Here is a 25,281-nt window from a genome sequence, read left to right as displayed (position 1 = left end):
GCGCGGGCACTCCTCACGGACGACAACTGACGATGGACGAGTACACACCCGACCAAGCCCCCACGTCGGCGTCACGCCGCCGCTTTCTCGGTCTCACGGCGGGCACGGCCGCCCTCACGCTCGCCGGCGGTCGTGCGCGCGCGAGTTCCTTCCAGCAACGGTCGCCCGTCCCGCGCGGGCCGACGGTCGGTCTCGACACCGTCGCCGACGGGTTCGAACAGCCCATCGACTTCGCTCCAGAGCCCGGCGGCGACCGCCGGTTCGTGCTCGAACGCACCGGGGGGATGTACACGGTCGCATCGAACGCACAGGGCGAACCGTTCCTCGACGTCAGCGACCGCATGACGCCCGTCGAGGGCGAACAGGGACTGTTGGGACTGGCTTTTCATCCCGACTTTCGGGAAAATGGGAAGTTCTATCTACGATACAGCGGACCACCCACCGACGACACCCCGACGACCCACTCACACGTCGCGGTGCTCGCGGAATTTCGTGCCACCGACGACCTGAGTGCGGGCCGGCCCGACACCGAGCGCCGACTGCTCGAAGTGCCCGAACCCCAGAGCAACCACAACGCCGGCGCAGTCGCGTTCGGACCCGATGACTATCTCTACGTGCCCTTCGGCGACGGCGGCGCGGCAAACGACATGGGCACCGGCCACGCGAGCGACTGGTACGGCGCACTCGACGGCGGCAACGGCCAGGACGTCACCGAGAACTTCCTGGGGAGCATGCTCCGCATCGACGTCGATAGCCGAACGGGCGACAAACCCTACGGGATTCCGGACGACAACCCGCTGGTGGGTAAGGAGGGATTGGACGAGCACTTCGCGTGGGGGCTGCGCAACCCGTGGCGGATGGGATTTTCCGACGGCACACTCTACGTCGCCGACGTCGGACAGGACCGCTACGAGGAAGTCAACGTCGTCGAGAAGGGGAAGAACTACGGCTGGAACGTCCGCGAGGGAACCCACTGTTTCAGCCCGAACGGCGACATCACCTCCTGTCCCACCGAAACGCCGCCGGACGTCCGCGGTGGCGAACGACTCGTCGGCCCCATCATCGAGTATCCCCACATGCGTAACGACGAACCGATCGGGAGTTCGGTCATCGGCGGTTACGTCTCGACGGGCAGCGTCGACGCGCTCGATGGCCAGTACGTTTTCGGCGATTACAGCATCCGCGCCGGCAAGCCCCAGGGATCGTTGTTCGTCGCCGATCCGAGCCAAAACGGGCTGCGGTCGTTCGAGAAACTCCGCATCGCCGGGGCGAGGAATGGCGAACTGAACGCCCACCTCATCGCGATCGGTCGCGACGGTGCCGGCGAGCTCTACGCGCTGACTGCCGGTGGTGACCTCGGCGGCGGGGTCCACAAACTCGTCCCCGCATCGGCGGCGAACCGGACACGAAACGGGACCGCCGGCGCGCCGACCGCAGCCAGGGGGAATCGAACAAATGCGACGGGTGCGGCGAACGGCACGAGCAGCACCGAAGGACCGGGTTTCAGTGTGCTCGCGGCGCTTGCGGGACTGGCAGCTCTCGGCGCACGAGCGCTCAAGTGATCAGCCGGCGCGCTCGACGGCCGCCGTTGCCCGCTTTTCGGCCTCTTTTCGCACCCGTTCGGCGTCGAGCGTGAGCACCTCGCGGTCGCGCATCAGCACCGCCCCGTCGCAGACAGTGTGGCGCACGTCGCTCCCGGTGACGGCGTAGGCGAGGTGGCTCACGAGGTCGTGTTCGGGTGTCAGATGGGACTTGTCGAGGTCGAGCACGGCGATGTCGGCTTTCTTCCCCTCGGCGATTCTCCCCGTTTCGAACCCGAGCACGTCGGCGCTGCCCGCCGTCGCCATCCGCACCGCCGTGACAGCGTCCACGGCGCTGGCGTCCTCGGCGGCGAGCTTGCCCACCATCGCGGCGTCGCGCAGTTCGTCGAACATGTCGAGGTCGTTGTTTGAGGCCGCGCCATCGGTACCGAGTCCAACCGTGACACCCGCATCGAGCATCGCCTGAACGGGGGCGATGCCGCTCGCGAGCTTCATGTTCGAGGCCGGGCAGTGGACGACGCCTGCCCCCGTCTCGGCGAGCAGCTCGATTTCGGTCGCATCGAGGTGGGTCCCGTGGGCGATGAAATCAGTAGATGAGAGCAGTCCGTGCGCGGCGGCGTATTCGAGCGGTCGCTCGCCGTGTTCGTCGACGATGGGGGCGACCTCATCGCGCGTCTCGTTCGCGTGGAGGTGGATAGGTATGCCGGCGTCACGGGCCTCGGGAACGAATTCGTCGAGTTCCGCGCCCGAAACGGTGGTGAGGCTGTGGGGCATGAACGCCGTCGACACTCGTCCACCCGCCGCGCCGTCCTGCGCGCGTGCGACGGCCAGCCCTTCCTCGAAGTCCGCGCGGGCTTCGTCCGTGTCTTTCCCGACGGTGACGACGCCGTGGCCGACGCGGGCGCGAAGCCCGACCCGTTCGATGGCGTCGGCGATTGCGGGCACGTGGAAGTACATGTCGCACAGTCCCGTGGTTCCCGACTCGATGCTTTCGAGCAGTCCGAGTTCAGCCCCCGCGCGGACGTCCCCGGGTTCGAGCACGCCCTCGACCGGCCAGACGTCCTCGCGCAGCCACTCGTGGAGGGGTTTGTCGTCGGCGTAGCCCCGCAGTAGCGCCATCGCAATATGGGTGTGGGCGTTGACGAGGCCGGGCATCACGAGACCGCCGCTCGCGTCGAGCGTCTCATCGCCAGCAGAGGTCTCGCCGACGGCCAGAATCTCGCCGGAGTCCTCGTCCGCGAGCACGTCGCCGCGCTCGACGGTCATATCGGGTCGGAGCAGCCGTCCGCCGCTGATTTCGAGCGTCGTCATGGTCCGTGATTCGTGCCCGACGGCGTGAATCTACGGGTTCACGCTGCCCGCATCGTGGACGCCGTTTCGCTCCGTCGAAAGACGAATTCGCCGTATCAGTAAATCGTTCATACCATCCGAGAAATTATTTGAACAGACGTGTTATGCTCGCTATGGCCATGGCGGAACGGCTCTCGCTCCGACAGGTGTTGGTCGGCGACGGCCCCACCGCCCGGCGGTCGCTCGCGCTCGTGCCCGCACTCTGGCTGGCCGAACTGCTCGCGGTCGCGCTCGCCCACGAGAGCGGGCTGTTCCCCGCCGTCCTCGTCGCCGGCGGTCTCGCCACCGTTTCGCTCTCGGTCGCGGTCGCCGGGCTGAACGCCGCCCGTCGCGGTGGCGTTATCGTCGGCTGTGCGCTCGCCGCTTCGCCGATCGCCGGCTACACGTCGTTTCTGGCGCTTGACCCATCCTACGGACTGCTCACGGCGCTCGGCGTCGCCGTCGGCTACGGCACGCTGTTCGGGACGATTGGACACCTCCTCGGCGTCGTGGCTCGCGCGGTAACGAAAGGCAGTTGAGCCGTCATCACCCCCTTCGGATATATGCGCCTCGCCGTGCCCAACAAGGGCCGCCTGCACGACCCTACCATCGATCTCCTCGAACGCGCCGGTCTCCACATCGAGAACGGTGCCGAGCGCCAACTCTACGCCTCCACCGTGGACCCCGACGTCACAGTTTTATTCGTCCGTGCCGCCGACGTCCCCGAGTACGTCGCCGACGGCGCGGCCGATGCGGGCGTCACCGGACTGGACCAGGTCCGCGAGGCCGGCGTCGCGCTGGACGAACGTCTCGACTTGGGCTTCGGCCGCTGTCGGCTGGTGCTCGCCGCACCGAACGACAGCTCGCTGCAGTCGGTCGCCGACCTCGCCGGGAAGACCGTCGCCACCGAGTTCCCCCACATCGCCCGCACGTTCTTCGCCGACCACGGCATCGACCCCGAGGTCGTAGAAGTGTCGGGGGCCACAGAACTCACGCCCCACGTCGAGATGGCCGACGCTATCATCGACATCACCTCGACGGGCACCACGCTCAGGGTCAACGGGCTCGACGTCATCGAGGAGGTCCTGTCGAGTTCGGCCCACCTGTTCGCCCGCGAGGACGCGGCCGACGACCCTAAACTGGCGGAGGTCGAGACGGCGCTTCGCTCGGTGCTCTCGGCGGAGGGCAAGCGGTATCTGATGATGAACGCACCCGAAGACCGACTCGACGAGATACGGGACGTGATTCCGGGGCTCGGCGGACCAACAGTTATGAACATCGCCGGCGAGGGGAGCGTCGCGGTGCATGCGGTCGTCGAGGAGCGTGACGTCTTCGAGACGATCAACGACGTGAAGCAACTCGGCGCGAGCGGGGTTCTGGTGACCGAGATCGAGCGTCTCGTCGACTAGCCCGGAGCGGTGCCCGCGAGCCGGTAGGCGCTCAGGACGACGAACAACACGAGGATGCTGACGACGAGGTGGACGAACGTCACGAGCGCCGTCGTCCGGATCTTGAGCCGATAGACGTAGCGAATGAGAACGAAATCGGTAGCGATAGCGAGCAAGAAGGCCAGCGGGCCATATTGCTGGAGCAGCAGTGAAATTGCGGCCGGCACCGGCCCGACCAACAGCGCCCGCTTCGGCGGGACGTCGCCGAGGACGTTCCGGGCTGCGATGTGGGCGGTCAGCGAGTAGACGCCCGCGGCGAGCAGAAAGGTGCCCACGTAGGCGAGCGCGCTCCCCGCCGCCGGGCTGACCTGCGCGAGTGCGCTCGCGGTCATAGTGGCCGTTGTCGCCGACTCGGTTTGTGTCTGCCCTTTCGGGGCGACGACGGCCGTTGCGGGGCCGAAAGGGTATTGCTCTCACACGACGTATCGTGTTCACATATGACAACCGCGGACGAGCTCAGACGGGAGTCGAGTGTGGAGGCCGACGACTGGGGGCGGCGTGGCTGTGCGGACTGTGGGTCGCTGGTCGAGGGTGAGCGGTGTCCGGAGTGTGGTGGAACGAACGTGGTCGCCGTCGCCGAGATAATCGATCCGGCGTTCCGGGAGTGACTACCCGTCGAGCAGTCCGAGTTCGTCGAGGCGGTCGGTGATCTTGTCCACCGCGTGTTCGGCGTCGGCGGGTTCCTTCCCGCCCGTGATGACGAGTTTGCCCGACCCGAAGAGTAACGCGACCACCTCGGGGTCGTCGAGACGGTAGACGAGTCCGGGGAACTGCTCGGGTTCGTACTCGATGTTCTCCAATCCGAGACCGATGGCGATGGCGTTGAGATTGAGGGTTTTCTGGAGGTCGGCGCTCGTGACGATGTTCTGGACGACGATCTCGGGGTCGGCCTCGACTTCGATTTCGAGGTCGCGGAGCTTATCGAAGACGATCTCCAGACTCTCGTGGACGTCCGCGGTGCTCTTGGCTCCGGTGCAGACGATCTTGCCCGAGCGGAAGATCAGCGCGGCGGATTTGGGCTCCTGGGTGCGATAGACCAGTCCCGGGAACTGCTCGGGGTCGTAGTCCGCACCCTCCAAGTCCATCGCCACGCTCTGGAGGTCGAGTTCCTGACCGATGCCAGTCGAGGCGACGACGTTTTCGATGTTGATTGTCTCCTTCGGGTCCTGGGCAGACATGACTCGTCTTAAAACTCGTATTTAAGACTTATAAAGGTTGGTGCTTTCATTTGACACATACGAAATTCGAGGTGTATCGGTGGCGACCGACAGCGACATGCCCGCGAGCGCGAACGTCAACGGGTGTACGTGCTCGAACTCGGCGGCGAGGACGACGCCTTCGCCACGTGCGAGGCCGCGAGCGCTGCCGAGGGGATCGAGTCGCTCGCTACCGGCCTCGCACTTGCCCGTGCAGTCGATCCCGAGCGCCTCCGAACGCTTGCATACACGCTCCGGGTGAGTCGACTCGTCGGGCGAGGCGAGGCGACCGTCGAGAGCGCCCGCGCGCTGCTCGAAGACGCCCCGCTCGACCGCGATGGGACCGTTGCAGTCCGTGCACGCGACGTGCGCCGAACAACCGACATTGACACCCAGCGTGCCGAGCGCCGCCTCGGCGGCGTGCTCACCGATCGCGGCTACACCGTCGATCTCGACGCCCCCGACAACGAACTGCGCGCGCTCTTCGCGGACGATTCCTGTACCGTGGGCTGGCTCGCCGCCGAGAGCCAGCGCGGGTTCGGATCGCGCGCACCCACCGAGAAACCGTTCTTCCAGCCGGGATCGATGGGACCGCTGTTCGCGCGCGCACTCGCGAACATCGCCGGCGCACGACCCGGTTCGGTCGTACTGGACCCGATGTGCGGCACTGGAGGTATTCTCGTCGAAGCGGGACTGGTCGGCGCGCGAGTGGTCGGCTTCGACGCCCAGTCGAAGATGGCTCGCGGCGCGGCGACGAACCTCGCCCACTACCTCGATGGCGAGTCGGGGTCGAAATTCGCCACCGGACGGGCCGACGCGACGCACCTCCCGCTGGCCGACGACGCTGTGGATGGGGTCGTCTTCGACGCGCCCTACGGCCGCCAGTCGAAGATCGAGGGCGACCTCCACGAGGTAGTCCGGGGCGCGCTCGCCGAAGCCAACCGGGTCGCCCCAAGGACAGTGATCGTCGGCGACCGCCCGTGGACCGACGCGGCACGCGCTGCGGGCTGGGAGGTCGAAGAAACCTTCGAACGCCGCGTTCATCGATCGCTAACCCGCCATATCGCGGTGCTTTCGTGACTACCGGCCGAGTTCGGCCAGCAGATGCGAGAGGTGTAGGCGGTCACTCGTCCCCTCGGCGAGGTCCATGTCGACTTCGCCCGCGAGGCGGTGGAGTTCCGCGGGCGGCGGTCCGACCGAGCGCGAGCGCGCAACCCGAAGGACGTCGTCGAGCACTTCGTCCCCACTCAACCCTTCCTCGACGAGCAGGTCGTCGAGCGTCTTTCTGGCGTCCTGAAACTCGCCGCCTTCGGCCGCGAGAATCATCTCCTCGATGTGCTCGTCGTTGCCCACACTCCCGAGGGCTTCGTAGGCGGCGTCCATCGTGATTTCGCCCTCCGCCTCGAACGTGGTCTGTGCGCCCAAAATTGCCCGCCGGAGGTCGCCGTCGGCGTAGCCCGCGACGTACTCCAATCCGTTCGAATCGTGTGCGACCTCTTCCGCGGCGACGATGCCCTCGAGGACTCGCACGATCTCGTCGGTCGTCGGCGCGCGAACAGGGATAGAAAAACACCGCGAGCGGATCGGCGGGATGAGCTTCGAGGGCTGGCGCGTGGTGACGACGAACTGCGCGGTTTTGTGATGGCGCTCCATCACCCGCCGGAGCGCCTGCTGGAAGTCCTCACGGATGGCTTCTGCGTTGTCGAGCAGGATGGTCTTGTACTCGCCCGCGACGGGTGCGTAGCTCGCCGACTCACTCAGGACGTGCTTGATGAGGTCGGCCTTCGAGGAGTTCCGGCGGCGTTTCGGTGTGATGAACGAGGCGAATCGCGGGTCCTCGCTCACCTCCTTTTTCGTCCTATCGAAGAAGTCCGCGACGTTGAGTTCCACGAGGTCGTTGTCGGGGTCGGCGTGGATTTCGTCAGCGAGTGCGCGTACGGCGGCGGTCTTGCCGGCTCCGGGCGGCCCGTGCAAAATCAGGTTCAGCGGCTCCGCAACGGCCCGGTCGAGCGATTCGCGGACGGTCGATTGGGGCAGGTCCGCGAGCGCCGGTGCGTGTTCGTCGGTCCACAGCGGCCCGTCCATTGTCGACCGTACGCCCGCGAGAAGGATGAATCGGTCGATTCGACGTTAGCGCTTGACGGCCGCGAGCACGGCGAACAGCGCGAACACGCCCGCGAGCAGCGGGAAGAGCGGGTTTTCCAGGATCCCCTCACGACCCTTGCTCTCGCCGCCGTAGGGCGTGTCCTCGTTTCCGATCTCCCGTCGCGGTGTCGCAGTGGGCGTTTCCGTCGCCGTCGCGGTCGGTGTGGGCGTCGCGGTCGGCGTGGGCGTCGATGGCCGCTCGACGACGATCGATGCCGTGTCGGCCACCACGGAGTCGTTTTCGAGCGCCGGTTGGTCCTCGACGCCGCCCGACGAGACGTACTGAAACGCCCGGTCGCCGTCGGTGTCCTCGTGGACGACGGCGCTCACACGCCCGGAGTCGGTCAGCGCGGGGTCGTTCTCGTCACCGTCGAGCGCCACCGTGACGTTCTCGTAGCTGCCGGCGGCGAGGTAGTCGGTCGTACCGACCACCGTCTCGGTCGCGTTCGGGTCGCCGTCGTGGACGGCAACGTAGCCCCCCTCCGACAACGTCACCGCGTCCACGGTGACCGCAGTGCCGTTCGAGGTCTGATTCGAGAGCGCCACCGAGGCGTTCGTCGGGCGCTCTTCGTCGGGTATCGAGACGGTCGCGCGGTCGGCGACGGCGGTCGTGTCGTTCGTGTACTGCTCGTCGGTGCCCGGCGCGAGCAATCCGTCGAAGCGGCCGTTGTCGTTCGAATCTCGATGGAGGGTGGCGACGAGCGTGGTGTTCGCACCCAGTCGAGTGCGGTTCAGATCGCTACCGGGGACGCCACGCAGCGTCACCTTCCCCTCGTGGGTGCCGGCGGCGAGCGGCAGGCTCACGCCGACGACGCTTCCGTTGGGGCCGGGTTCCGAGAGCACGACGAACCCACCCTCCGGGAGCGTCGCCCGGTCGACGAACACCGATCGTCCGGCGCGCGTCTGGTTTTCGAGCGTCACCGAGACGTTCGCGCTCGCGTTCGCCGCTCCCTGCTGGGGCGAACCGTCGCCGCCTACTGGTCCCGAGACGACGTCAGCGGCACCACCGGGCGCGAGCGCAGTCGCTACGAGCAGGGCGACCAGGAGGACGACGCTCCGATGGAGGGCGTTCATGTACTTTCTCGACGTCGTGGACCGCCGCAGACCCAATCAGCAGCCTCAAGCGCGGCGCGGATAAAAACACGGCGATATGTCCCGCAAATACCACACGCACCGCCCGAACGCCGTCTCCGCGGGTCGGCGATGAGTGCGCCGCTGTACGGCGTCTATACCGACCCCGATCGAACCGACCTCCTCGACGCGATGGAACGCTGGCTCGGGACGCGTCACGCCGTTCAAACCTTCTTTACGCCGTGGCGACGCGATGCCCTCGACGGGCTGTTCGAGCGCCTTCTGCCCCGGATTTGGGATTCGGGGCGCGTGCCGCTGCTCACGTGGGAACCCTATCTCGCCGCCGATACCCGCCCCGATATCGCCCGCCGCATCGCCGCCGGCGAGTTCGACGCCTATCTCGACGACTGGGCGAGGCGGCTGGCCGACTGGCTGGCCGGCGGAGAGAGCGCCGCCGATCGCCGGTGCTACCTCCGGCTCGCCCACGAGATGAACGGCGACTGGTATCCGTGGAGTCCGACCGTCGGCGATTCGACGCCCGCCGACTACGTCGAGATGTGGCGACACGTCCACGACGCGCTCACCGGCGCGGGAATCGGCCCCGAGCAACTCCAGTGGGTGTGGTGTGTCAACCACGACGACGTCGGCGATTACAGCGCCGAGGCGTGCTATCCGGGCGACGAGTACGTGGACTGGGTCGGCATCGACGGGTTCAACTGGGGAGCGAGTCGGGAGTGGTCTGACTGGCGCACGCCGGAAGCGGTGTTCGGGGAGATGATCGGGCGACTGGAGACGTTCGAAAAGCCGCTCTGCGTGCCCGAGGTCGGCTGTTCGTCGCTCACCGCCGACGGCCACGACCCCGCACGCAAGGCCGAGTGGATACGCGACGCCTTCGACTATTTCGACGGTCGGGCGGAGCTTTGCTGTTGGTTCAACGAGGACAAGGAGACCGACTGGGCGATTTTCGGCGGGGAACGTGGCACCGAGGGCGTCGCCGCCGGTGGCGACTCTTATGCGTATTACCCGGCCTACCGCGAGGCGCTGGCCGGGCGTGCATCGACCGCCCTACCCATCGACGAGACGACCTTCCGCGGTCGTTAGAACGTCCCGGCGAACTCGTCGTCGGTCAGGAGCGGTGGATAGTCCGTCAGCGCGGCGAGATACTCGTTGGACGAAACGGTCCCCTTGTAACTCTCGTAGACCGGATGTTTCTCGCCGCCGATGGTGACGCGGGACGTACCGCGCGTACCGCCGAAGACCGCCCAGTCGGTCTCGTCGGCCCCAGTCTTGTCGACGTTGAACCAGCAGGCCATCTTGATGTCGTTTTCGTTGATGTAGGCGAACACGTCCCGAACCCACTGGGCCTTTTTCTCCGGTTGATAGCCGTTACCGGAGTTGGGAACCGACGAGGAGGCGAACTCGGTCAGCGCCACGGGTTTGTCCGTCAGTTCGCGCATCCGGGTCAACATCGGATCGAACAGCGTTTCCGGCGTGCGCCACTCGGAGTAGGACTGGCTGCCGCCGAAGTTGAACCCGTCCAGACCCACCCAGTCGACGTACTCGTCGCCGGGGTAGTAGCGCTCGGCACGGATACCGCCGATCTCGTCGGCGTTCGGCGACCAGATCCACTGGACGTCCGACTCGTCGAGTGCGGTCTCGCCGAGTGCCCCGTGGAACCGTCGCCACATCTTCACGTAGTCGTCGGGCGTGCCCGCCGCGGGGTTCTCGCCGCTCGCGTTGCCCGGCTGGGGCGCGGCAGTCGCCTCGATGCGTGTCGAATCGACGGCGCTCCACGGGAACCACGTGCCGTTCATCTCGTGGGCCGGCCGGAGGTAGAACCGCCGCCCGCGCGTCTTCCCGCCGCGTGGTCGCGCCCACTCTTCGAGCAGGCTCGCCCACTCGTCGAGTTGGTCGTCGTACTCGCCGTTCGCGATGGCGCGCTCGATGGTCTCGCTGGTCTGGTTTTTCTTCGCCTCGAAGGGCTGCCACGACAGCAGCGGGACGTGGCCCGCCTTCCAGATGTTCGTCAGCGCGCCCTCGACGAACCCGCGCTTCGCGCTGGTCGGGCCGAAGGCATCGACGAAGACGACCGCGACCGCCGGCTTCTGACCGAGCCAGTTGCTGTAGGCTCCGAGGTTCGCCGCGAGACCGTCGCCGCCAGCGTACACACCCGTTAGCGCCGCTCCCGACCGGGTCTCCGGTGGTTCGGGCGTCGGCGTCGGTTCCGGCGTCGGCGTCTCGCCCGAGCCGTTGCTGTCGCTCGCGTTCGGTATCGGCAACGAATCGAACGGCGTCGAACAGCCGCTCGCGCCGGCGATGGCGGCCACACCCGTCGTCCGAAGGAACGTCCGGCGATTCATCTAGTGCCTTGGCGATTGCCGGCGGTTCGGTTAAACATTGTGATACACGGGAGATCGATGAACGAAATCAGTCGCCCTCGGCCTCGCGCTCGGTGCGCTCGACGAGTTCGGGCTTCACCTTCCGCGTCACCGAGAAGTCCGTCGGCGGCGAGACGAACCCAACGAACGCCCCCAGCGAGTGCAGCAGGCTGACGATCGGCGAGAGGATAACGAGCGCCGCCCCGACGGGCCACGACTCGTCGTAGTAGCGCACGCCGAGGGCCGACCAGACGAGGACGAAACTGAAGACGACCACCGAGACGACCTGGAACGCCGCCTCGAAGGCGATCGTTCCCGGCACGAACAGCGGGACGAGCGTGAGGAAGGGGACCGCCGGCGAGAGCGCCCACGCGAGGTTGCGAACGGTGGTGAGCAGGCGGTAGGCCGGCGCGAGCAGCCCGCTCTCTTGCTGGGAGCCGGCCAGCCAGCGACTCCGTTGGCTGATCATCGCGCGCACCGTCGGCGGGGCCTGCGTGTCGAATTTGGCGCGGGCGAGCGCGAAGTCCACGCCACCACCGGCGGCCGCGTTCCAGACGAAGGTGGTGTCCTCGATCATCGTCGGTGTCTCCCACGTGATGGAGCCTTCGAGGTCGTTCCTGATGGCGATGCCGCCGCCCCAGGCGTACAGCGGCACGGACAGTGATGGAAAGGCGCGCTGTTCGACCTGAAAGCCCATGCGGAAGATCTCGGCGAGGTAGGTGAGCCACGAGCCGCTGCGGCGCGGGCGCTCCCTGAACTGCACAACGTCGGCGTCGGGGATGCCCTCGAAGTCGGTCATGATGCTGTCCTCGTCGAGATAGAGGACGTACTCGCGCTCGCAGGGGACGTTCCGGCGTGCCCATTCGAGTGCGCGACCCTTCCGGATGGCCTCGCACTCGAACGCCTCGGGGACGACGTGGACGGTCGCGCCGGTGATCTCCATCGGTTCCTCGGCGACGACGTGGCGGTCGGTGATCGAATCGGGGATCGCATCGACGCTCTCCTGGACGATGGCCGCCGAATCCACAGTTAGGATCCGCACCTGTACCGCCGACGGGCCGTGTTCGGGCGGCGGCGATTCGTAGCCCCGACCGACGACGACCAGTAGATACGTCCAGTAGGCGACCGAACAGACAGACAGCAGAACGATTAACCACAGGATAACCGAGAGCACCATCGGCACGGTCTCGATTACCTGTCCGACCATTGGCACAATGAACGCCAGCCGACACATTAAGTGTTGCTGACTGCGCGCTCCGCGGGAGTCTCCCGCATATCGTCCACCGAGTCGCGCGTAACTCGCAAGGGCTTTCCGATGGCTCACGAACCGGCGAGTAATGGTCGCAGTGAGCGTCGTCGTCCCGACGACGCTGCCCGAAGGAGCGACGATAGCGCCGGTCGAACGCCTCGCGCGCGATTCGTTCGACGACTACGAGGTGCTCGTCCGCCGCGAGGAGGGCGCGGCCCACGCGCGCAACGTCGCCATCGAACACGCACGCGGCGAGAAACTGGTCTTCCTCGACGACGATTCCATACCATGTCCAGGCTTTCTCCGGACGGCGAGCGTGGCGCTCGACGCCTATCCCGCCGTCGCCGGTCGGGTGCGCCAGCCCGCGGACGCCCCCTTTGCCGACCTCGAACTGCCGTGGTACGACCAGGGTGACGAGACCAAACCCACGGACATGCTGCCGGGTTGCAACATGGCGATCAGAAAGGAGGTCCTCGACTCGGTCGGTGGTTTCGACGAGGAGAGTTTCGACTGGGGCCACGAGGAGTCGGAGCTCGCCGAGCGCATCGGACGGGAGTACCGCATGCAGTACGTGCCCGAACTGCTCGTCGAACACACCTACGTCGAGTCGTTCCGTGATTACGTCGAAAAGTCCTACCTGCTCGGGCGGGCGGACGTGCGCTGGTGGCGACTCGACGGGAAATCGTTCGGCTGGCTGGTGCGCCAGTCGCTCAACACCCCCATCCGTGGCGAGTCACGCCTCGAAACCGTCCGCCGCATCGCCCAGCGCGCCGGGTGGGTGATCGAGATCGCCGCCGGACAGTAGCCTACGATTCCTCTTCGAGTCGGTCGCGACTTCGCCACTCGGCGGCGTTTTCCGGGCTGTCGGTCTCGAACAGCGCGTCGAGTTTGCGCTCGAACTGTTCGTCCGTGAGGTCGCCGCGCGCGTAGCGCTCGCGCAGCGTTTCGAGTGGGTCCCCGTCGGTCCCAGTGGACGAGTCCTCGCGGTGGCTGTCGCCGTTCGCCCACCGGTCGTCACGGCCCTCCTCCCCATCGGATTCGTCCTCGCCGGCGAGAACGGCGACGATGGGCACGACCACCGCGAAACCGACGGCGAAGACGAGCCAGAACGGGATCGGCGGCCAGCCGGTGAACAGCGCGAGCAACCCGAGACCGAGCACGATCATCGAGGCGATCTCGGTCGCGTTCTCGACGGCGCGTTCGCGAACGGTACTCATACCCCTATGTTTCGACTGGAGAACAAAAATCTACACCCCCAGGATCACTCCTCGGGTCGACGTATGCTTCGGACGCGAACCGTCTTTCGTCGCCGAGTAAAGCCCGACTTGCAGCCAGAACGGGAGATATTCCGCCCCATCACGAAGTGACTTCGCCGTTTCGAGCGATCCCGTTCGGACAGACCACGTACACGGGCGCGCGTCGACCGCAACCGTATGGATTGCAGAGGAACGACGACTATCCGCGACCGCCGTCGACCTTTGGTTCGTCGTCCGGTCGCTCGTCGGTCCCGCGAACCAGTCTGTCGGTAGTCGGGTCGCGTTTCCATTCGCCGAGTTCCTTCGGGTCGATGTGGACGAAGACGTCGTCGACGCGTTCGAGCGCGCGGATCGATTCGACGACCGCACTCTCGATGGCGTGAGCCTCCCGCAGCGTGCGGTCGCCCTCGACCTCGATGTGGAGGCTCACGTCGATTTCAGGCCCCACGTAGTGGGCGATGACGTCGTGAGCACCCTCAACATCTGGGTGAGCGAGCGCGCGTCGGAGGATGCGCCGCTGGAGGGTTTCGGAGGGTGCGCCGCCCACCAGATAGGGTACGTTGTCCCGGACGACCTCGACACCCGTATAGAGGATTCCGACGGAGACGAGCGCCGCCGCGAGCGGGTCGAGCAGTGGAACCCCGAAGCGCGCGCCGAGCACGCCGAAAAGCGCCGCCCCCGCCGTGAGCACGTCGTTGCGGTTGTCGAGCGCGGTCGCCGCGAGCGCCGGCGAGTCGTGGGTGTTGCTTGCCGAGAGGGAGTAGCGGTACAGTCCAGCCTTTACGAGCGCCGCGCCGCCGAGCACCGCGATCGCGGTCGGACTCTCGGTGGCGGTCACGGTGTCCGAAAGGATGGCCGACACCGATTGGAAAAGGACCGTGCCGCCGGTCAGAAAGATACCGAGCGCGATGGCGAGCGCGACGAACGGTTCGATGCGCTCGTGGCCGTGAGGATGTTCGCTGTCGGGCGGTTGGGTCGTGAGATACAGTCCGGCGAGCACGACGGTCGCATAGACGGCGTCGACGAGGCTGTTGGCGGCCTCCGAACCGACCGCGAGGCTCCCGGTACCGAGCCAGACCCAGCCCTTGGCGGCGGCGAGCACGACGTTCGCGGCGAGCACGACGAGACCGATCCGCCGCACCGCACTCGCACGGCTCATCACCGTGAGGTTGGCGAGCGCGGACAAAGACGCTTCGGCCTACGCGATACGGACGGCGTCGTCGGCCCCGTCGACGCGAGTGCCCTCCTGGTCGGCGAACGCCCCGTGGAGGTGGTCGTAAGTGTCCGCGATGGCCTCGACGATGACCTGCGTCTCGCCGACGACCGCCATGAAGTTGGTGTCGCCCGCCCAGCGCGGGACGACGTGCGTGTGGAGGTGGTCGCCGATGGAGCCGCCGGCCGCGTTCCCGAGGTTCATGCCCGTGTTCGCGCCGTCGGGGTCGAGACCCTCCTCGATGGCTCGCAACGTCCGTTGGGTGAGGCGCGCGTGGTCGAGCAGTTCCTCGTCGGTGAGGTCCGCGTACTCACCGGTGTGACGGTACGGAATCACCATCGCGTGACCCGGATTGTAGGGTGCGTTGTTCAGGAGGCAGAAGGCGTGCTCGCTCCGGGCGACGATTCTCGACTCCCTGTCCGCGCCGCGCTCGGGGAGGGCACAGAACGCACAGCCGTCGGCGTTGTCCTCGCGCTCGACCCATTCGATGCGCCACGGCGCGAACAGTTCGTCCATGCACGCCGTATCCAAGGGAGCGATTTAACCGCTGGTATCGCGGCCGAAATCCAATTGTAATAAGTTTTTTGGCCGTTTGCGATCGTTCCACCGTTCACGCCACGAAAACGGTTCGTCGAGATCGGGTGTTTCCGCGGCTCTACGTGGCTTTCTTGCGATGACCCGTTGAAACCGAAAGAAACCGAGGCGAACGGCTTCCGGTGTTTATGCCGGTCTCGACCCGAGAGACGGGTGATGTCAACCAAGACGCGATCGGCAAGCGACCTCACTGAAGCCTGCGAAGACTGCGGCCACGACACCCCTCACAGCGTCTCGATCGAGCTGCGCACCGAGAGCGACAAACACGAGAATCGCGAGTTCTCGCGTGAACCCTACCGCATCACCGAGTGTATGGCCTGCGGCAGCGAGACGGCGCTGCGGATGAACAACGCGTAGTGGCTTTCGGTCCGCCGACACGACGAACTTTTACCCGGCGGTAAACAGATGCCGCCAATGGAGGCAGTCACGCTCGGGCCGGCCGGCACGTACTCCCACCGCGCAGCGCAGGCCGTCGGCGACGACATCGACTTCCGTGAATCCGTCACCGGCATCGTCGAGGCGGTCGCCGCGGGTGACGCCGAGCGGGGCATCGTCCCGGTCGAGAACAGCATCGAAGGCTCCGTGACCGAGAGTCTCGACGCACTCGCCCAGTACGAGGTGGCGGTCGTGCGCGAACTCATTACTCCTGTTCGCCACGCGCTGCTCGCCCAGCACGAGGAGTTCACCACGGTGGCGAGCCACTCACAGGCGCTCGCGCAGTGTCGAAGCTATCTCGACGCCGAATATCCCGAGGTGGCGCTCGAATCGGTCACGAGCACCGCCCGCGGCGTCGAACGCGCCCGTGAGGATTCGGCGGTAGCGGCCATCGGCCATCCCGACACGGCCGGCGGTGAACTCAGGGTACTCGCCGAGAACGTTCAGGACCGCACCTCGAACGCGACCCGGTTCGTCGTCGTCGCCCCCATCGAGGAGCGCTCGACGGGCGGCGGCAAGAGTTCGCTCATCGTCTACCCGAACGACGATTACCCCGGACTCCTGCTCGATCTACTCGAACCGTTCGCCGACCGGCGCATCAACATGACGCGCATCGAGTCGCGACCGAGCGGTGAGCGCCTCGGCGATTACGTCTTCCACATCGACGTCGAGGCCGGCCTGTACGAGGAACGCACACAGGAGGCCATCGCGGTCGTCGAGGACCTCGCCGCGGAGGGCTGGGTGCGCCGGCTCGGTTCGTACGACGTCGAACACGTCGTCGAGTGAGTGTGAGATTTAAGGCCGTCGCGGCCGTAACTCGTGGTGAATGTCCCGACGCAACCCCTTCGAGGAGATCGAGCGGATGTTCGAGCGGATGAACGACCAGTTCGGCCAGTTCGACGAGATGTCCATGCCGGCGACCCAGTCGCTCTCGGTGGACCTCGCCGACCACGAGGACAGCTTCGAGGTCACCGCCGACCTGCCGGGCTACGAGCGCGAGGACATCGACCTCTCGGTGGCCGACCGAACTCTCAGAATCAGCGCCGAGCGCGACGAATCCACCGAGGCGGGCGAGGGTAACTATCTCCGCCGCGAGCGCCGCCGCCGGTCGGTCAGTCGCTCGCTCTCGCTGCCCGAGGAGGTCGAAGAGGACGCAGCCAGCGCCGCCTACACCAACGGCGTGCTGACGGTGACGCTCCCGAAGGCCACGGGCGACGGGGACTCGCGCAGCATCGACATCGACTGAGAGAGTCCGATTTCCCTCGTTTCAGAGCCGTTCGGCGATCTTTCGAGCCGTCTCGTCGGTCACGTCCTCCCAGCCGGCGGGTCGGTCGCCGCCGCGTTTGGGCGGGTCGAGGGCGAACTCGACGGCGTGATAGCGAAACGAGTCGAGCGCGTCGGCACCGATTTCCCCGACGAACTCGGCGTTCAGTCGTTTCGACGAGACGCCACCGTTCGTGAGGTCGTAGTAGTCAGTGAACACCTGAAACACGTCGATGGAGCCGGCAGCGAGCGTCTCCTCGGCGAGATGTCGGAACAGTTTCGCGGTGTTGTCCGCCGGGTCGGCCCGCCGCCACTCCAACTCGACGAGGGCGGCGTGATCGTCTGTACACCCGGCGTGCCAGCGATGTACCGTTCGGTCTGCCAGCCGAATCGCGGCCGAAAGGTGGCGAGACGCCCGCGGAGGCGCGATTGGACCACGGTGGTGAACGAACCCATCGACGAAGAGTTGATCGAGCAGCTCCTATGGTTTTCGACTGGTGAGAGGTTAGTCCTCGTGGATCTCGATGGCGGGCCGACCGGGCGTCGCCGTTCGGGCGATCTCCTCGGGTGCGTCGCTCGCACGTTCGAGGCGCACAGGACAACCGAACTCGCGTTCGAACAGCCACTCGGCACGGCGCAGCGCCGCGAACTCCTCGTCGGGTGCGAGCGATTTGGAGAGTGACTGACGGCGCTCGGCGAGGTCCTTCGCGTAGTCGGCGGCCGCCTCGCCGCGCTCGCGGAGGTCCTCGTCGGCCATCACACTACCCACCACATCGTCATCGCTACCGATGGCGATATCGAGCGCCCGATGTTTCCACGCGGGCGCGACGACGACCTCGATTTCCTCTGGGTTACTGATGTCGGCCACGTCGATGATGTGGCGAACGTCCTCGCGGGTGTTCTCGATCAGTCGGCGCTCGGCCGCGTGGTCGGCGTCGTGTGCTGCCTCGGGCCAGTCGGCCGCGGCGACGAACCCCTCCTCGCCGAGTGTCGTCCAGCACTCCTCGGCGACGTGGGGCGTGACGGGCGCGAACAGCCGCACCGCCGTTTTCAGGCCGCGCTCGAAAGTATGAGAATCGGGCGTCGCCTGCTCGCGGTAGCGCCGAAGCAGCGAGACCAGTCCACGAGCCTCCCGGAGCGCGTCGTTGAATCGGAAACTCTCGTAACCGGCGGTCGTCTCGGCGATGGTCGCGTCGATCTCGCGGGCAACGTACTCGTCGATGGGGCGCTCGCCAGCGTCGGTGGTCGCGCTCTCGTCGGCGGCGAACGCTTCGACCATCTCGACGAGTCGCCCGACGAACTCGTTGCTCGACCGGACGCCGCGCTCGGTCCAGTCGAAGTCCTTGCTCGGGCGGGCCGCACCCATCATGAACAGTCGGGCGGTGTCTGCGCCGTACTCGTCCCTGATCTCCACTGGAGAAACGACGTTACCCTTACTCGACGACATCGCCGTCCCCTCCAGTTGGACCATCCCCTGCGGGAGGTAGTGCTCGAACGGCTCGCGGACGTCGAGCATGTCCATATCCGAAATGGCGCGCGTGACGAACCGCGAGTAGAGCAGATGCATCACCGCGTGCTCGATGCCGCCGACGTACTTGTCGACGGGCATCCAGTCGTTCGCGCGCTCGGTGTCGAAGGGGACGTCCTCACGGTCGGGCGAAGTGAATCTGAGGAAGTACCACGACGAGTCCATGAACGTGTCCATCGTGTCGGTCTCGCGCTCGGCGGGGCCGCCACACTCCGGACACTCGGTGTGGACGAACGTATCGACCTCTTCGAGGGGGTTGCCCGTCGGCGTCGGGACGAACTCCGGGAGTTCGACGGGCAGCTCCTCGTCGGGCACCAATACTGGGCCGCACTCCTCGCAGTGGACGACCGGGATCGGCGTGCCCCAGTAGCGCTGGCGGGAGATGAGCCAATCGCGCAGGCGGTACTGCGTGTGGTGAGCCGCCGTCTCGATGTCCTCGACCAACTGTTCGCGCGCGGCGGTACTTTCCATTCCGTCGTACTCGCCGCTGTTGACGAGCACGCCCTCGTCGGTGTAGGCTTCCTCGCCGATGTCGACCTCACCCTCCTCGGGGGCGACGACCTGCCGGATCTCGATGTCGTACTCGGTGGCGAACTCGTGGTCGCGCTGGTCGTGGCCCGGCACGCCCATCAGCGCGCCCGTACCGACGTCCGAGAGGACGAAATCCGCGACGTAGATGGGGATCTCCTCGCCCGTCACGGGGTTCGTGGCGTGCTCGCCGGTGAACACGCCACGCTTTTCGTCGCCCTCTGCGTCCGGGTCGAGCGTTGCGACCTGCGCTTCGAGTTCGGGGTCGTCGGCGACGAGTGACTGGGTGAGTTCGTGACCCGGTGCGAGCGCGAAGAAGGTCGCGCCGTGGATGGTGTCCAAGCGAGTGGTGAACACCTCGATGCCGCCGAAGTCGGGCACCTCGAATTCGACTGTGGCGCCCTCCTGACGGCCGATCCAGTTGCGCTGCATCCCGCGCACGCTGTCGGGCCAGTCGTCCAGCCCCTCGATGCCGTCGAGCAGTTCGTCGGCGTAGTCGGTGATAGTCAAGAACCATTGATCGAGCACCCGGGATTCGACGGGCGTGTCACAGCGCCAGCAGAGTTCGGCCTCGCCCTCGACCTGCTCGTCGGCCAAGACGGTTTCACACGAGGGACACCAGTTGACCTCTCCGCCTTTGCGCTCGGCGAGATCTTCCTCGTAGAACTGTTTAAATAGCCACTGGTTCCAGCGGTAATACTCGGGTTCGCAGGTCGTTATTTCCCTATGCCAGTCGTAGCCAAAGCCCATCGACTTCATCTGGGCCTTCATCGTGTCGATGCAGTCCATCGTCCACTCGCGGGGGTCGATCTCGCGCTCGATGGCCGCGTTCTCGGCAGGGAGTCCAAAGGAATCCCAGCCCATCGGGTGGAGCACGTCCTCGCCTTGCATGCGCTGGTAGCGCGCGTAGGCGTCGGTGATGGTGTAGTTCCTGACGTGGCCCATGTGGAGGTCTCCCGACGGGTAGGGGAACATGGCGAGCACGTAGCTCGGGTCGGTGGCGTCGTCGGGCGTGCGATAGACGTCGGCGTCGGCCCAGCGCTCCTGCCACTTCGATTCGATGGCGGCGTGGTCGTAGGTGCTCTGTTGGTCCATGAGTGATGACGAACGGTTGACGACGGTCGGTTTTTTATGTTGTCATTGGGGCGGTCGGCCGCTGGGTTCTTTTCGATGGCCTCCGTAGTACCGCTATGAGCGGAAACGACTCAGACGACGACCCGGGTGCGGTGAAAAAGGCGCTGCGGACGGTCACGCCGCCCTCGAAGATGCACCGGAACGTGGAGATGGATGCCATCGGCTGGGCGATCTTCGCCGGCCTGCTCGTGGTCGCGCTGCCGCTGTTGCCGATACTCGTCGTGGTCTGGCTGCTGACGAAACTGTTCGGTAGCGCCGCCGACCGCGCGGGCGAGTAGCCTAGCGACTGACGAACGCGAAGGAATCGACGCCGCCGGTCTCGCTGGCGTGCTCGTAGATGACGTGGGCGGTCGCCACGTCCTGAATCGCCAACCCAGTACTATCGAACACGGTGATACCGTCCTCCTCGGTGCGGCCCGACCGGTCGCCGACGACGATCTCGCCGACCGCGCCGTGGATGTCCGAATCGTCGATGATTCCTTCCGAATAGGGGATGCTGATCTCGCCCGAGTGGGTGGTCTGGGCGTGGTCGTCGATGACGAGTTTCGCCTCGCGGAGGACGTCGGAAGCGAGTTCCTGCTTTGCGGCGGCGTCGGCTCCCATCGCGTTGACGTGGGTGTGCGCGCCGAGGTCGGCCCGCGAGACGAGCGGTTCGGTGCTGGGCGTCACCGTCGAGAGAACGTCACAGGCGGCGGCTTCGGCTATCGAGCCGGCGCGGACGTCGAAGCGGTCGTCGAAGGTCTCGACGAACGTATCGACCGCGTTTTCGTCGAGATCCGAGACGACCACCTCCTCGATGGGACGGACTTCGGCGATGGCTTCGAGTTGGGTGTACGACTGGACGCCAGCGCCGACGAGTCCCATGCTGCGGGCCTCGGGGATGGCGAGGTGGTCGGTGGCGACGGCCGCCGCAGCCCCAGTCCGTTTCATCGTGAGTTCGGTGCCGTCCATGATGGCCAGCGGGACGGCGTTCTCGGGGTCCGAGTAGATCATCGTCCCGATCACAGTAGGAAGGTCGAACTTCTGGGGGTTGTCGGGGTGGACGTTGACCCACTTGATGCCGGCGGCGTCCCACTCGCCGGCGTCCATGTAGGCGGGCATCGAGCGGAAGTCCCCGTTGTACTGGTCGAGTTCGATGTAGGATTTCGTCGGCATCAGCGCGTCGCCGCGCTCGTAGGCCGCGAACGCCTCGCTCACGGCGTCGATGACCTCGTCCATCCGCGCGTTCGTATCCACGGCCTCGCGGTCGAGCAGGAGTGTTTCCATAGCGGCGATATCTGCGCCCGCGTCTTAACTCCACCACCTCCGGAGCGAGCGCGTCGACGACAAAGTATTTGCCACAATGGCTGTGAATCGAACCCATGCGACGCGCGCTCGGGACGATGCTGGTCGTCGTGCTGGTCGTTCTCGCCGGCTGTTCGGGCGTGTTCGGTGGCGACGGTGATGACTCGACCGAAACGGTCACGCCGGCCGCGGTTCCCACGGACAAGCCGACACCCACGCCAGTGCCACAATTCGCACCCGGACTCACGGGAGAGGGCATCGAGAATCCCCGCGTCCTCGTCGGTGCTCACACGTCCGTCCTCCGGAATCGATCGTTTACTCTGCGGTCGAATTCGACAGGCGTGGCACAGAACGGCTCGATCATCGGTCGGTCGACGGGGACACTCCGTGCAGGATCGCCGAGTGAGGGCGTTCACTACGTCTCGGAAGGAAACGGCACCGCCACGTATTCGATCTGGGCGAAGGGCGGACGAACGTTTCAGAAGCAAACGTTTCCGAACGGAACGACGACGTACCGTCAATACGAAGCGTATTCCGGGGAACGATACGGCGTTAGCGGAGCGGGACTGCGAACTCTTCTCGAACCGTTCAGTATCGCTAACAGCTCCGTGACCGAACGGGAACGCAACGGGACCACGCTGTATCTCGTTCGAGGGGACGCACGGAACGACGAGCGATACGGACAGGGGAACATCAGTCTCCGAATGCTCGTCGATAGCCGAGGGTTCATCCACAGCTATCGGACGGTACGAGAGGCACCGTTTGACGGGGAGGAAGTCTCCCAAATCATCAGGGAAAGTCGATACACGAAGGTCGGTGCGACAGATGCACCCGAGCGGCCATCGTGGGTCGAAACCGCGAAAAACCGGACGACACCGCCGGCAGACAGCCAAAACTGAACGGCCGGACGTGGGTCGGACGACACCCGAAGTCGAATGGTCGTAGCTATCGAAGTGAGATAAAAATCGGGCGTTCGTGCGGTCGCAGTACGGTTGCGGAGCAGTTTGGGGTTCGTTGCGGGTGCGGTTGCGATCTTTTTCCCAAGTTTTTGCGAGCGAGCGGCCGGTTAGGCCGCGAGTGATGCAAAAAGTGGGGTTACATCATGCCGCCCATGCCACCCATACCGCCCATTCCGCCCATGCCACCCATACCGCCGGGTGCGCCGCCCGGACCGCCCTCGTCGCCGTCGCCCTCGGTCGTGAGGTCGCCGGCGGAGATGATGTCGTCGATCTTGAGCACGAGGTTCGCGGCCTCGGTGGCACTCGATAGCGCCTGCTCTTTGGCGTGAGCCGGTTCGACGACGCCGGCCTCGAAAGTGTTCTCGACGTCGCCAGTGAAGACGTTCAGTCCCGCCTGCTCGTCGCCCGACTCGTGGGCCGAGCGCAGGTCGACCAGGGTGTCGATGGGATCAAGCCCGGCGTTCTCGGCGAGCACTCGGGGCACGAGTTCGAGCGAGTCGGCGAACGTCTCGACGGCGAGCTGTTCGCGCCCGCTCACGGAGTCGGCGTACTCACGGAGTCGGGAGGCGACTTCGACCTCGACCGCGCCGCCGCCGGCGAGCACGCGCCCGTCCGAAACGGTTTGCGCGACGACTTCGAGCGCGTCGGTGATGCCGCGTTCGAGTTCGTCGACCACGTGGTCGGTCGACCCTCGCAGAAGAAGCGTCACGCCGTGGGAGTCCTCGCCCTCGACGTAGAACAGTTCTTCATCGTCGTCGCGCGTCACCGAGCCGGTGCCGAGGTCGGCGCTGGTAGCGCTCTTGAGGTCGGAGACGATCGAGGCACCGAGGACCTCCTTCAGGAATTCGATGTCGGATTTCTTCGCGCGGCGAACGGCCAGGATTCCCTCTTTGGCGAGGTAGTGCTGGGCGAGGTCGTCGATGCCTTTCTGGCAGAAGACGACGTCAGCGCCGGTGTCCTTGATCTGCTCGACCTTCTGTTTGAGCTGTTCGTCCTCCTGATCGAGGAACTGCTGGAGCTGGTCGGGATCGGAGAGGCTGACCTGCGAATCGACGTTCGCCTCCTCGACCTCGACGGCCTCACTGAGCAGGAGCACCGAGGCGTCCTCGACGTCGGTCGGCATCGTGTCGTGGACCGGGTCCTTAGAGATAACCGCGCCGTCGAGCAGTTCCGAGTCGCTCGCGGACTTCCCTGTTTGCGTCTCGATGTTGACGAATTCGAGGTCGACGACGCTCTCGCCCACCTCGTTTTCGACGGTCACGTTCTGCACGGCGTCGACGATGAGCTGGGCGAGCTGTTCCTTGTTCAGCTCCGCGCCCTTGCCGGTCATCGAGGTCTCGGCGACCTTCTTGATTCTGTCCGTGTCGTCGGCATCGACCTCTTCGGCGACGTTGCCGATCTCTTCCCGGGCCTTCTCGCTAGCCATGTGGAAGCCCCGGATGATGGCTGTTGGGTGGATGTCCTGCTCGATGAGGTCCTCGGCGTTTTTCAGGAGTTCGCCCGCGACCGCCACGGCGGTTGTGGTGCCGTCGCCCGCCTCGTCTTCCTGCGTTTCTGCGACCTCGACGATCATCTCCGCCGTCGGGTTGTTGATGTCCATCTCCGTGAGGATGGTGACGCCGTCGTTCGTGACGGTGACGTCGCCCATCGAGGAGACGAGCATCTTGTCCATCCCTTTCGGCCCGAGTGTCGAGCGGACCGAGTCCGCTACTGCCCGTGCCGCGTCGATGTTGTGCGACTGTGCGTCGCGGTCCTTGACGCGCTGGGAGTCGTCGCCCATGATGATCATGGGTTGACCCTGCATTCGCTGACTCATGATTCACCGAACGATTGAATGTGCTTCTATATAAAAGCAGCTATTCGGGTTATCCCACGTCGGCGATCAGTGACTGCCCTTCGATCGAGAAATCGACCGCCTCGGAGGTCGTTTCGTCGAACGTGTGAAAGACGTTAGCACGAGTTGTTGTTCACGATCGGTCGCATCGATGCCCGTTTATATCCGAACGGTTCACTCGACGGGTTCTTTCCAATGAACGACGACCGATCCGACCACGAAATCGTCGCGAGTGTCGGCGTCGCGGACGAATCGGACCGTGTTCTCCCCGGCTTCGAGATCCGCGCCGGTGATGGGATCCATCCAGTACTGCCAGCCCGGTGCGGGCGGGATGTCGAAGCCCGTGAGTGCGTCACCGTTGACGACGATCTCGTGGCCGTAGCTCCCCACCTCGAACAGTTGGCATTCGAGGTACGCCTCGGTGGCCGGCCCGACGGGCACGGTGAACTCCTGGGTCGAGGAGCGATGATTGCCGACGAACTCCGCCCACGGCACGTCGAGTCCGTCGGAACTCTCGCCGAGGTGTTCTTGAAAATCGAGCAGCGCGTAGTTCGCGCGCGTCCGGGTGTCGGGCATTACCCGACCCTCGACGGTCACGGGATTAAGTCTGCGGTCTGCTCGAAAGTCGAAACCAAGGAAACACGGTCGCGACACAACTGCTCCCTGCCCTGCTTCGCACCGCTCAGCAGAACGCCGGGACGGGGATTTGAACTCAGTCGGACGTACTCACTCGCTTTCGCTCGTTGCGCGCGACCTCCCTGCTCAAATCCCCATGTTGGCGATTTAGCTCCTCACGTCCGTTCGTCGCAAAATGCGCCGGGACGGGGATTTGAACCCCGGATCCCAAAGGGAACACGCTTTCCAGGCGTGCGCCTTACCACTCGGCCATCCCGGCT

Annotated in this window: 27 protein-coding genes and 1 tRNA gene; 12 read left to right on the top strand and 16 right to left on the bottom strand. The window is 65.7% G+C overall.

Translation table 11 applies throughout. From position 1 onward, the window contains the following. The first annotated feature begins 32 nt into the window (after positions 1 to 32). Entirely contained in the window at positions 33 to 1,562 is a 1,530-nt protein-coding gene (locus tag ACP97_RS12430; protein WP_049998117.1) for a PQQ-dependent sugar dehydrogenase, read from the top strand. On the opposite strand, the gene ACP97_RS12425 is transcribed toward ACP97_RS12430, so the two are convergent. Then, entirely contained in the window at positions 1,563 to 2,852 is a 1,290-nt protein-coding gene (locus ACP97_RS12425; RefSeq protein ID WP_049998116.1) for an amidohydrolase, read from the bottom strand. A gap of 152 nt (positions 2,853 to 3,004) precedes the next feature. On the opposite strand from ACP97_RS12425, the gene ACP97_RS12420 reads away from it, so the two are divergent. Both ACP97_RS12420 and hisG read left to right on the top strand, forming a co-directional pair. Further along, complete coding sequence (locus ACP97_RS12420) at positions 3,005 to 3,409, top strand: hypothetical protein (RefSeq protein WP_049998115.1); 405 nt, start codon at positions 3,005 to 3,007, stop codon at positions 3,407 to 3,409. 24 nt (positions 3,410 to 3,433) lie between these two features. Then, on the top strand, positions 3,434 to 4,279 hold the full coding sequence (hisG, locus tag ACP97_RS12415; protein ID WP_049998114.1) for an ATP phosphoribosyltransferase: 846 nt from the start codon (positions 3,434 to 3,436) through the stop codon (positions 4,277 to 4,279). Here hisG and ACP97_RS12410 read toward each other — a convergent pair. Beyond that, entirely contained in the window at positions 4,276 to 4,650 is a 375-nt protein-coding gene (locus tag ACP97_RS12410) for a DUF7473 family protein (protein WP_049998113.1), read from the bottom strand. The genes hisG and ACP97_RS12410 overlap by 4 nt on opposite strands. A 105-nt stretch (positions 4,651 to 4,755) precedes the next feature. On the opposite strand from ACP97_RS12410, the gene ACP97_RS20465 reads away from it, so the two are divergent. Then, complete coding sequence (locus ACP97_RS20465) at positions 4,756 to 4,926, top strand: hypothetical protein (RefSeq protein ID WP_202593608.1); 171 nt, start codon at positions 4,756 to 4,758, stop codon at positions 4,924 to 4,926. On the opposite strand, the gene ACP97_RS12405 is transcribed toward ACP97_RS20465, so the two are convergent. Next, positions 4,927 to 5,496, bottom strand: coding sequence for a TATA-box-binding protein (locus ACP97_RS12405; protein WP_049998112.1), 570 nt, complete (start codon positions 5,494 to 5,496; stop codon positions 4,927 to 4,929). It lies immediately after the preceding gene. A gap of 123 nt (positions 5,497 to 5,619) precedes the next feature. Here ACP97_RS12405 and ACP97_RS12400 point away from each other — a divergent pair, with 123 nt between their 5' ends. Beyond that, complete coding sequence (locus ACP97_RS12400) at positions 5,620 to 6,594, top strand: methyltransferase domain-containing protein (RefSeq protein ID WP_049998111.1); 975 nt, start codon at positions 5,620 to 5,622, stop codon at positions 6,592 to 6,594. On the opposite strand, the gene ACP97_RS12395 is transcribed toward ACP97_RS12400, so the two are convergent. Then, positions 6,595 to 7,599 (bottom strand): AAA family ATPase, encoded by a 1,005-nt coding sequence (locus tag ACP97_RS12395; RefSeq protein ID WP_049998110.1) that lies wholly within the window; start codon positions 7,597 to 7,599, stop codon positions 6,595 to 6,597. It lies immediately after the preceding gene. Positions 7,600 to 7,644: 45 nt separating this feature from the next. Then, positions 7,645 to 8,733 (bottom strand): DUF7282 domain-containing protein, encoded by a 1,089-nt coding sequence (locus ACP97_RS12390; RefSeq protein WP_049998507.1) that lies wholly within the window; start codon positions 8,731 to 8,733, stop codon positions 7,645 to 7,647. Positions 8,734 to 8,862: 129 nt separating this feature from the next. Between ACP97_RS12390 and ACP97_RS12385 the strand changes: the two genes are divergently transcribed. After that, positions 8,863 to 9,831, top strand: coding sequence for a glycoside hydrolase family 26 protein (locus tag ACP97_RS12385; RefSeq protein ID WP_049998109.1), 969 nt, complete (start codon positions 8,863 to 8,865; stop codon positions 9,829 to 9,831). On the opposite strand, the gene ACP97_RS12380 is transcribed toward ACP97_RS12385, so the two are convergent. Together ACP97_RS12380 and ACP97_RS12375 are read right to left on the bottom strand one after the other, a co-directional pair. Continuing rightward, positions 9,828 to 11,090, bottom strand: coding sequence for a glycoside hydrolase family 26 protein (locus ACP97_RS12380; protein WP_049998108.1), 1,263 nt, complete (start codon positions 11,088 to 11,090; stop codon positions 9,828 to 9,830). The two genes, ACP97_RS12385 and ACP97_RS12380, sit on opposite strands and share 4 nt — an antisense overlap. Positions 11,091 to 11,157: 67 nt before the next feature. Further along, complete coding sequence (locus ACP97_RS12375) at positions 11,158 to 12,315, bottom strand: glycosyltransferase family 2 protein (protein WP_049998107.1); 1,158 nt, start codon at positions 12,313 to 12,315, stop codon at positions 11,158 to 11,160. A gap of 130 nt (positions 12,316 to 12,445) precedes the next feature. On the opposite strand from ACP97_RS12375, the gene ACP97_RS12370 reads away from it, so the two are divergent. Then, a complete protein-coding gene (locus ACP97_RS12370; RefSeq protein WP_049998106.1) occupies positions 12,446 to 13,162 on the top strand; it encodes a glycosyltransferase family 2 protein in 717 nt (238 codons plus the stop codon). Between the two features lies 1 nt (position 13,163). Here the strand turns inward: ACP97_RS12370 and ACP97_RS12365 are convergent, their stop codons facing one another. From ACP97_RS12365 to ACP97_RS12355, 3 genes are all read right to left on the bottom strand, one after another. After that, a complete protein-coding gene (locus ACP97_RS12365; RefSeq protein WP_049998105.1) occupies positions 13,164 to 13,574 on the bottom strand; it encodes an SHOCT domain-containing protein in 411 nt (136 codons plus the stop codon). Between the two features lie 238 nt (positions 13,575 to 13,812). Beyond that, positions 13,813 to 14,772, bottom strand: coding sequence for a cation diffusion facilitator family transporter (locus ACP97_RS12360; RefSeq protein WP_049998104.1), 960 nt, complete (start codon positions 14,770 to 14,772; stop codon positions 13,813 to 13,815). 39 nt (positions 14,773 to 14,811) lie between these two features. Further along, positions 14,812 to 15,342 carry an HIT family protein gene (locus tag ACP97_RS12355; RefSeq protein WP_049998103.1) on the bottom strand — a complete coding sequence of 177 codons (531 nt, stop codon included), beginning with the start codon at positions 15,340 to 15,342 and terminating at the stop codon, positions 14,812 to 14,814. A gap of 234 nt (positions 15,343 to 15,576) precedes the next feature. On the opposite strand from ACP97_RS12355, the gene ACP97_RS12350 reads away from it, so the two are divergent. Genes ACP97_RS12350 through ACP97_RS12340 form a run of 3 tightly spaced genes read left to right on the top strand, consistent with a single transcriptional unit; the run spans position 15,577 to position 17,101 of the window. Then, complete coding sequence (locus ACP97_RS12350; protein ID WP_049998102.1) at positions 15,577 to 15,777, top strand: DUF7835 family putative zinc beta-ribbon protein; 201 nt, start codon at positions 15,577 to 15,579, stop codon at positions 15,775 to 15,777. Positions 15,778 to 15,834: 57 nt separating this feature from the next. Further along, positions 15,835 to 16,641: a prephenate dehydratase gene (pheA, locus tag ACP97_RS12345; protein ID WP_049998101.1), complete on the top strand. Its 807-nt coding sequence runs from the start codon at positions 15,835 to 15,837 to the stop codon at positions 16,639 to 16,641. Between the two features lie 40 nt (positions 16,642 to 16,681). Then, positions 16,682 to 17,101 (top strand): Hsp20/alpha crystallin family protein, encoded by a 420-nt coding sequence (locus ACP97_RS12340; protein ID WP_049998100.1) that lies wholly within the window; start codon positions 16,682 to 16,684, stop codon positions 17,099 to 17,101. A 21-nt stretch (positions 17,102 to 17,122) separates the two neighbouring features. Here the strand turns inward: ACP97_RS12340 and ACP97_RS12335 are convergent, their stop codons facing one another. Both ACP97_RS12335 and leuS read right to left on the bottom strand, forming a co-directional pair. After that, positions 17,123 to 17,437 carry a hypothetical protein gene (locus tag ACP97_RS12335; protein WP_237561159.1) on the bottom strand — a complete coding sequence of 105 codons (315 nt, stop codon included), beginning with the start codon at positions 17,435 to 17,437 and terminating at the stop codon, positions 17,123 to 17,125. A 186-nt stretch (positions 17,438 to 17,623) separates the two neighbouring features. After that, on the bottom strand, positions 17,624 to 20,269 hold the full coding sequence (leuS, locus tag ACP97_RS12330; protein ID WP_049998099.1) for a leucine--tRNA ligase: 2,646 nt from the start codon (positions 20,267 to 20,269) through the stop codon (positions 17,624 to 17,626). A 95-nt stretch (positions 20,270 to 20,364) separates the two neighbouring features. Here leuS and ACP97_RS12325 point away from each other — a divergent pair, with 95 nt between their 5' ends. Next, positions 20,365 to 20,586 carry a DUF7535 family protein gene (locus tag ACP97_RS12325; protein WP_049998098.1) on the top strand — a complete coding sequence of 74 codons (222 nt, stop codon included), beginning with the start codon at positions 20,365 to 20,367 and terminating at the stop codon, positions 20,584 to 20,586. Position 20,587: 1 nt separating this feature from the next. On the opposite strand, the gene ACP97_RS12320 is transcribed toward ACP97_RS12325, so the two are convergent. Further along, positions 20,588 to 21,574, bottom strand: a complete 987-nt coding sequence (locus tag ACP97_RS12320) for an ornithine cyclodeaminase family protein (protein ID WP_049998097.1) — start codon at positions 21,572 to 21,574, stop codon at positions 20,588 to 20,590. Positions 21,575 to 21,669: 95 nt separating this feature from the next. On the opposite strand from ACP97_RS12320, the gene ACP97_RS12315 reads away from it, so the two are divergent. Further along, positions 21,670 to 22,491, top strand: coding sequence for a hypothetical protein (locus ACP97_RS12315; RefSeq protein WP_049998096.1), 822 nt, complete (start codon positions 21,670 to 21,672; stop codon positions 22,489 to 22,491). Between the two features lie 196 nt (positions 22,492 to 22,687). Here ACP97_RS12315 and thsB read toward each other — a convergent pair whose 3' ends face one another. From thsB to ACP97_RS12300, 3 genes are all read right to left on the bottom strand, one after another. After that, positions 22,688 to 24,355, bottom strand: coding sequence for a thermosome subunit beta (gene thsB, locus ACP97_RS12310; protein ID WP_049998095.1), 1,668 nt, complete (start codon positions 24,353 to 24,355; stop codon positions 22,688 to 22,690). A 204-nt stretch (positions 24,356 to 24,559) separates the two neighbouring features. After that, positions 24,560 to 24,961, bottom strand: a complete 402-nt coding sequence (locus tag ACP97_RS12305; protein WP_202593607.1) for a DUF7383 domain-containing protein — start codon at positions 24,959 to 24,961, stop codon at positions 24,560 to 24,562. Positions 24,962 to 25,199: 238 nt separating this feature from the next. Further along, positions 25,200 to 25,280 (bottom strand) — tRNA-Ser (locus ACP97_RS12300). Position 25,281 lies beyond the last annotated feature (1 nt).

The organism is Halococcus sediminicola (genome assembly GCF_000755245.1).
Taxonomy (GTDB): domain Archaea; phylum Halobacteriota; class Halobacteria; order Halobacteriales; family Halococcaceae; genus Halococcus; species Halococcus sediminicola.
This window is presented reverse-complemented; position numbering and strand designations above follow the sequence as displayed.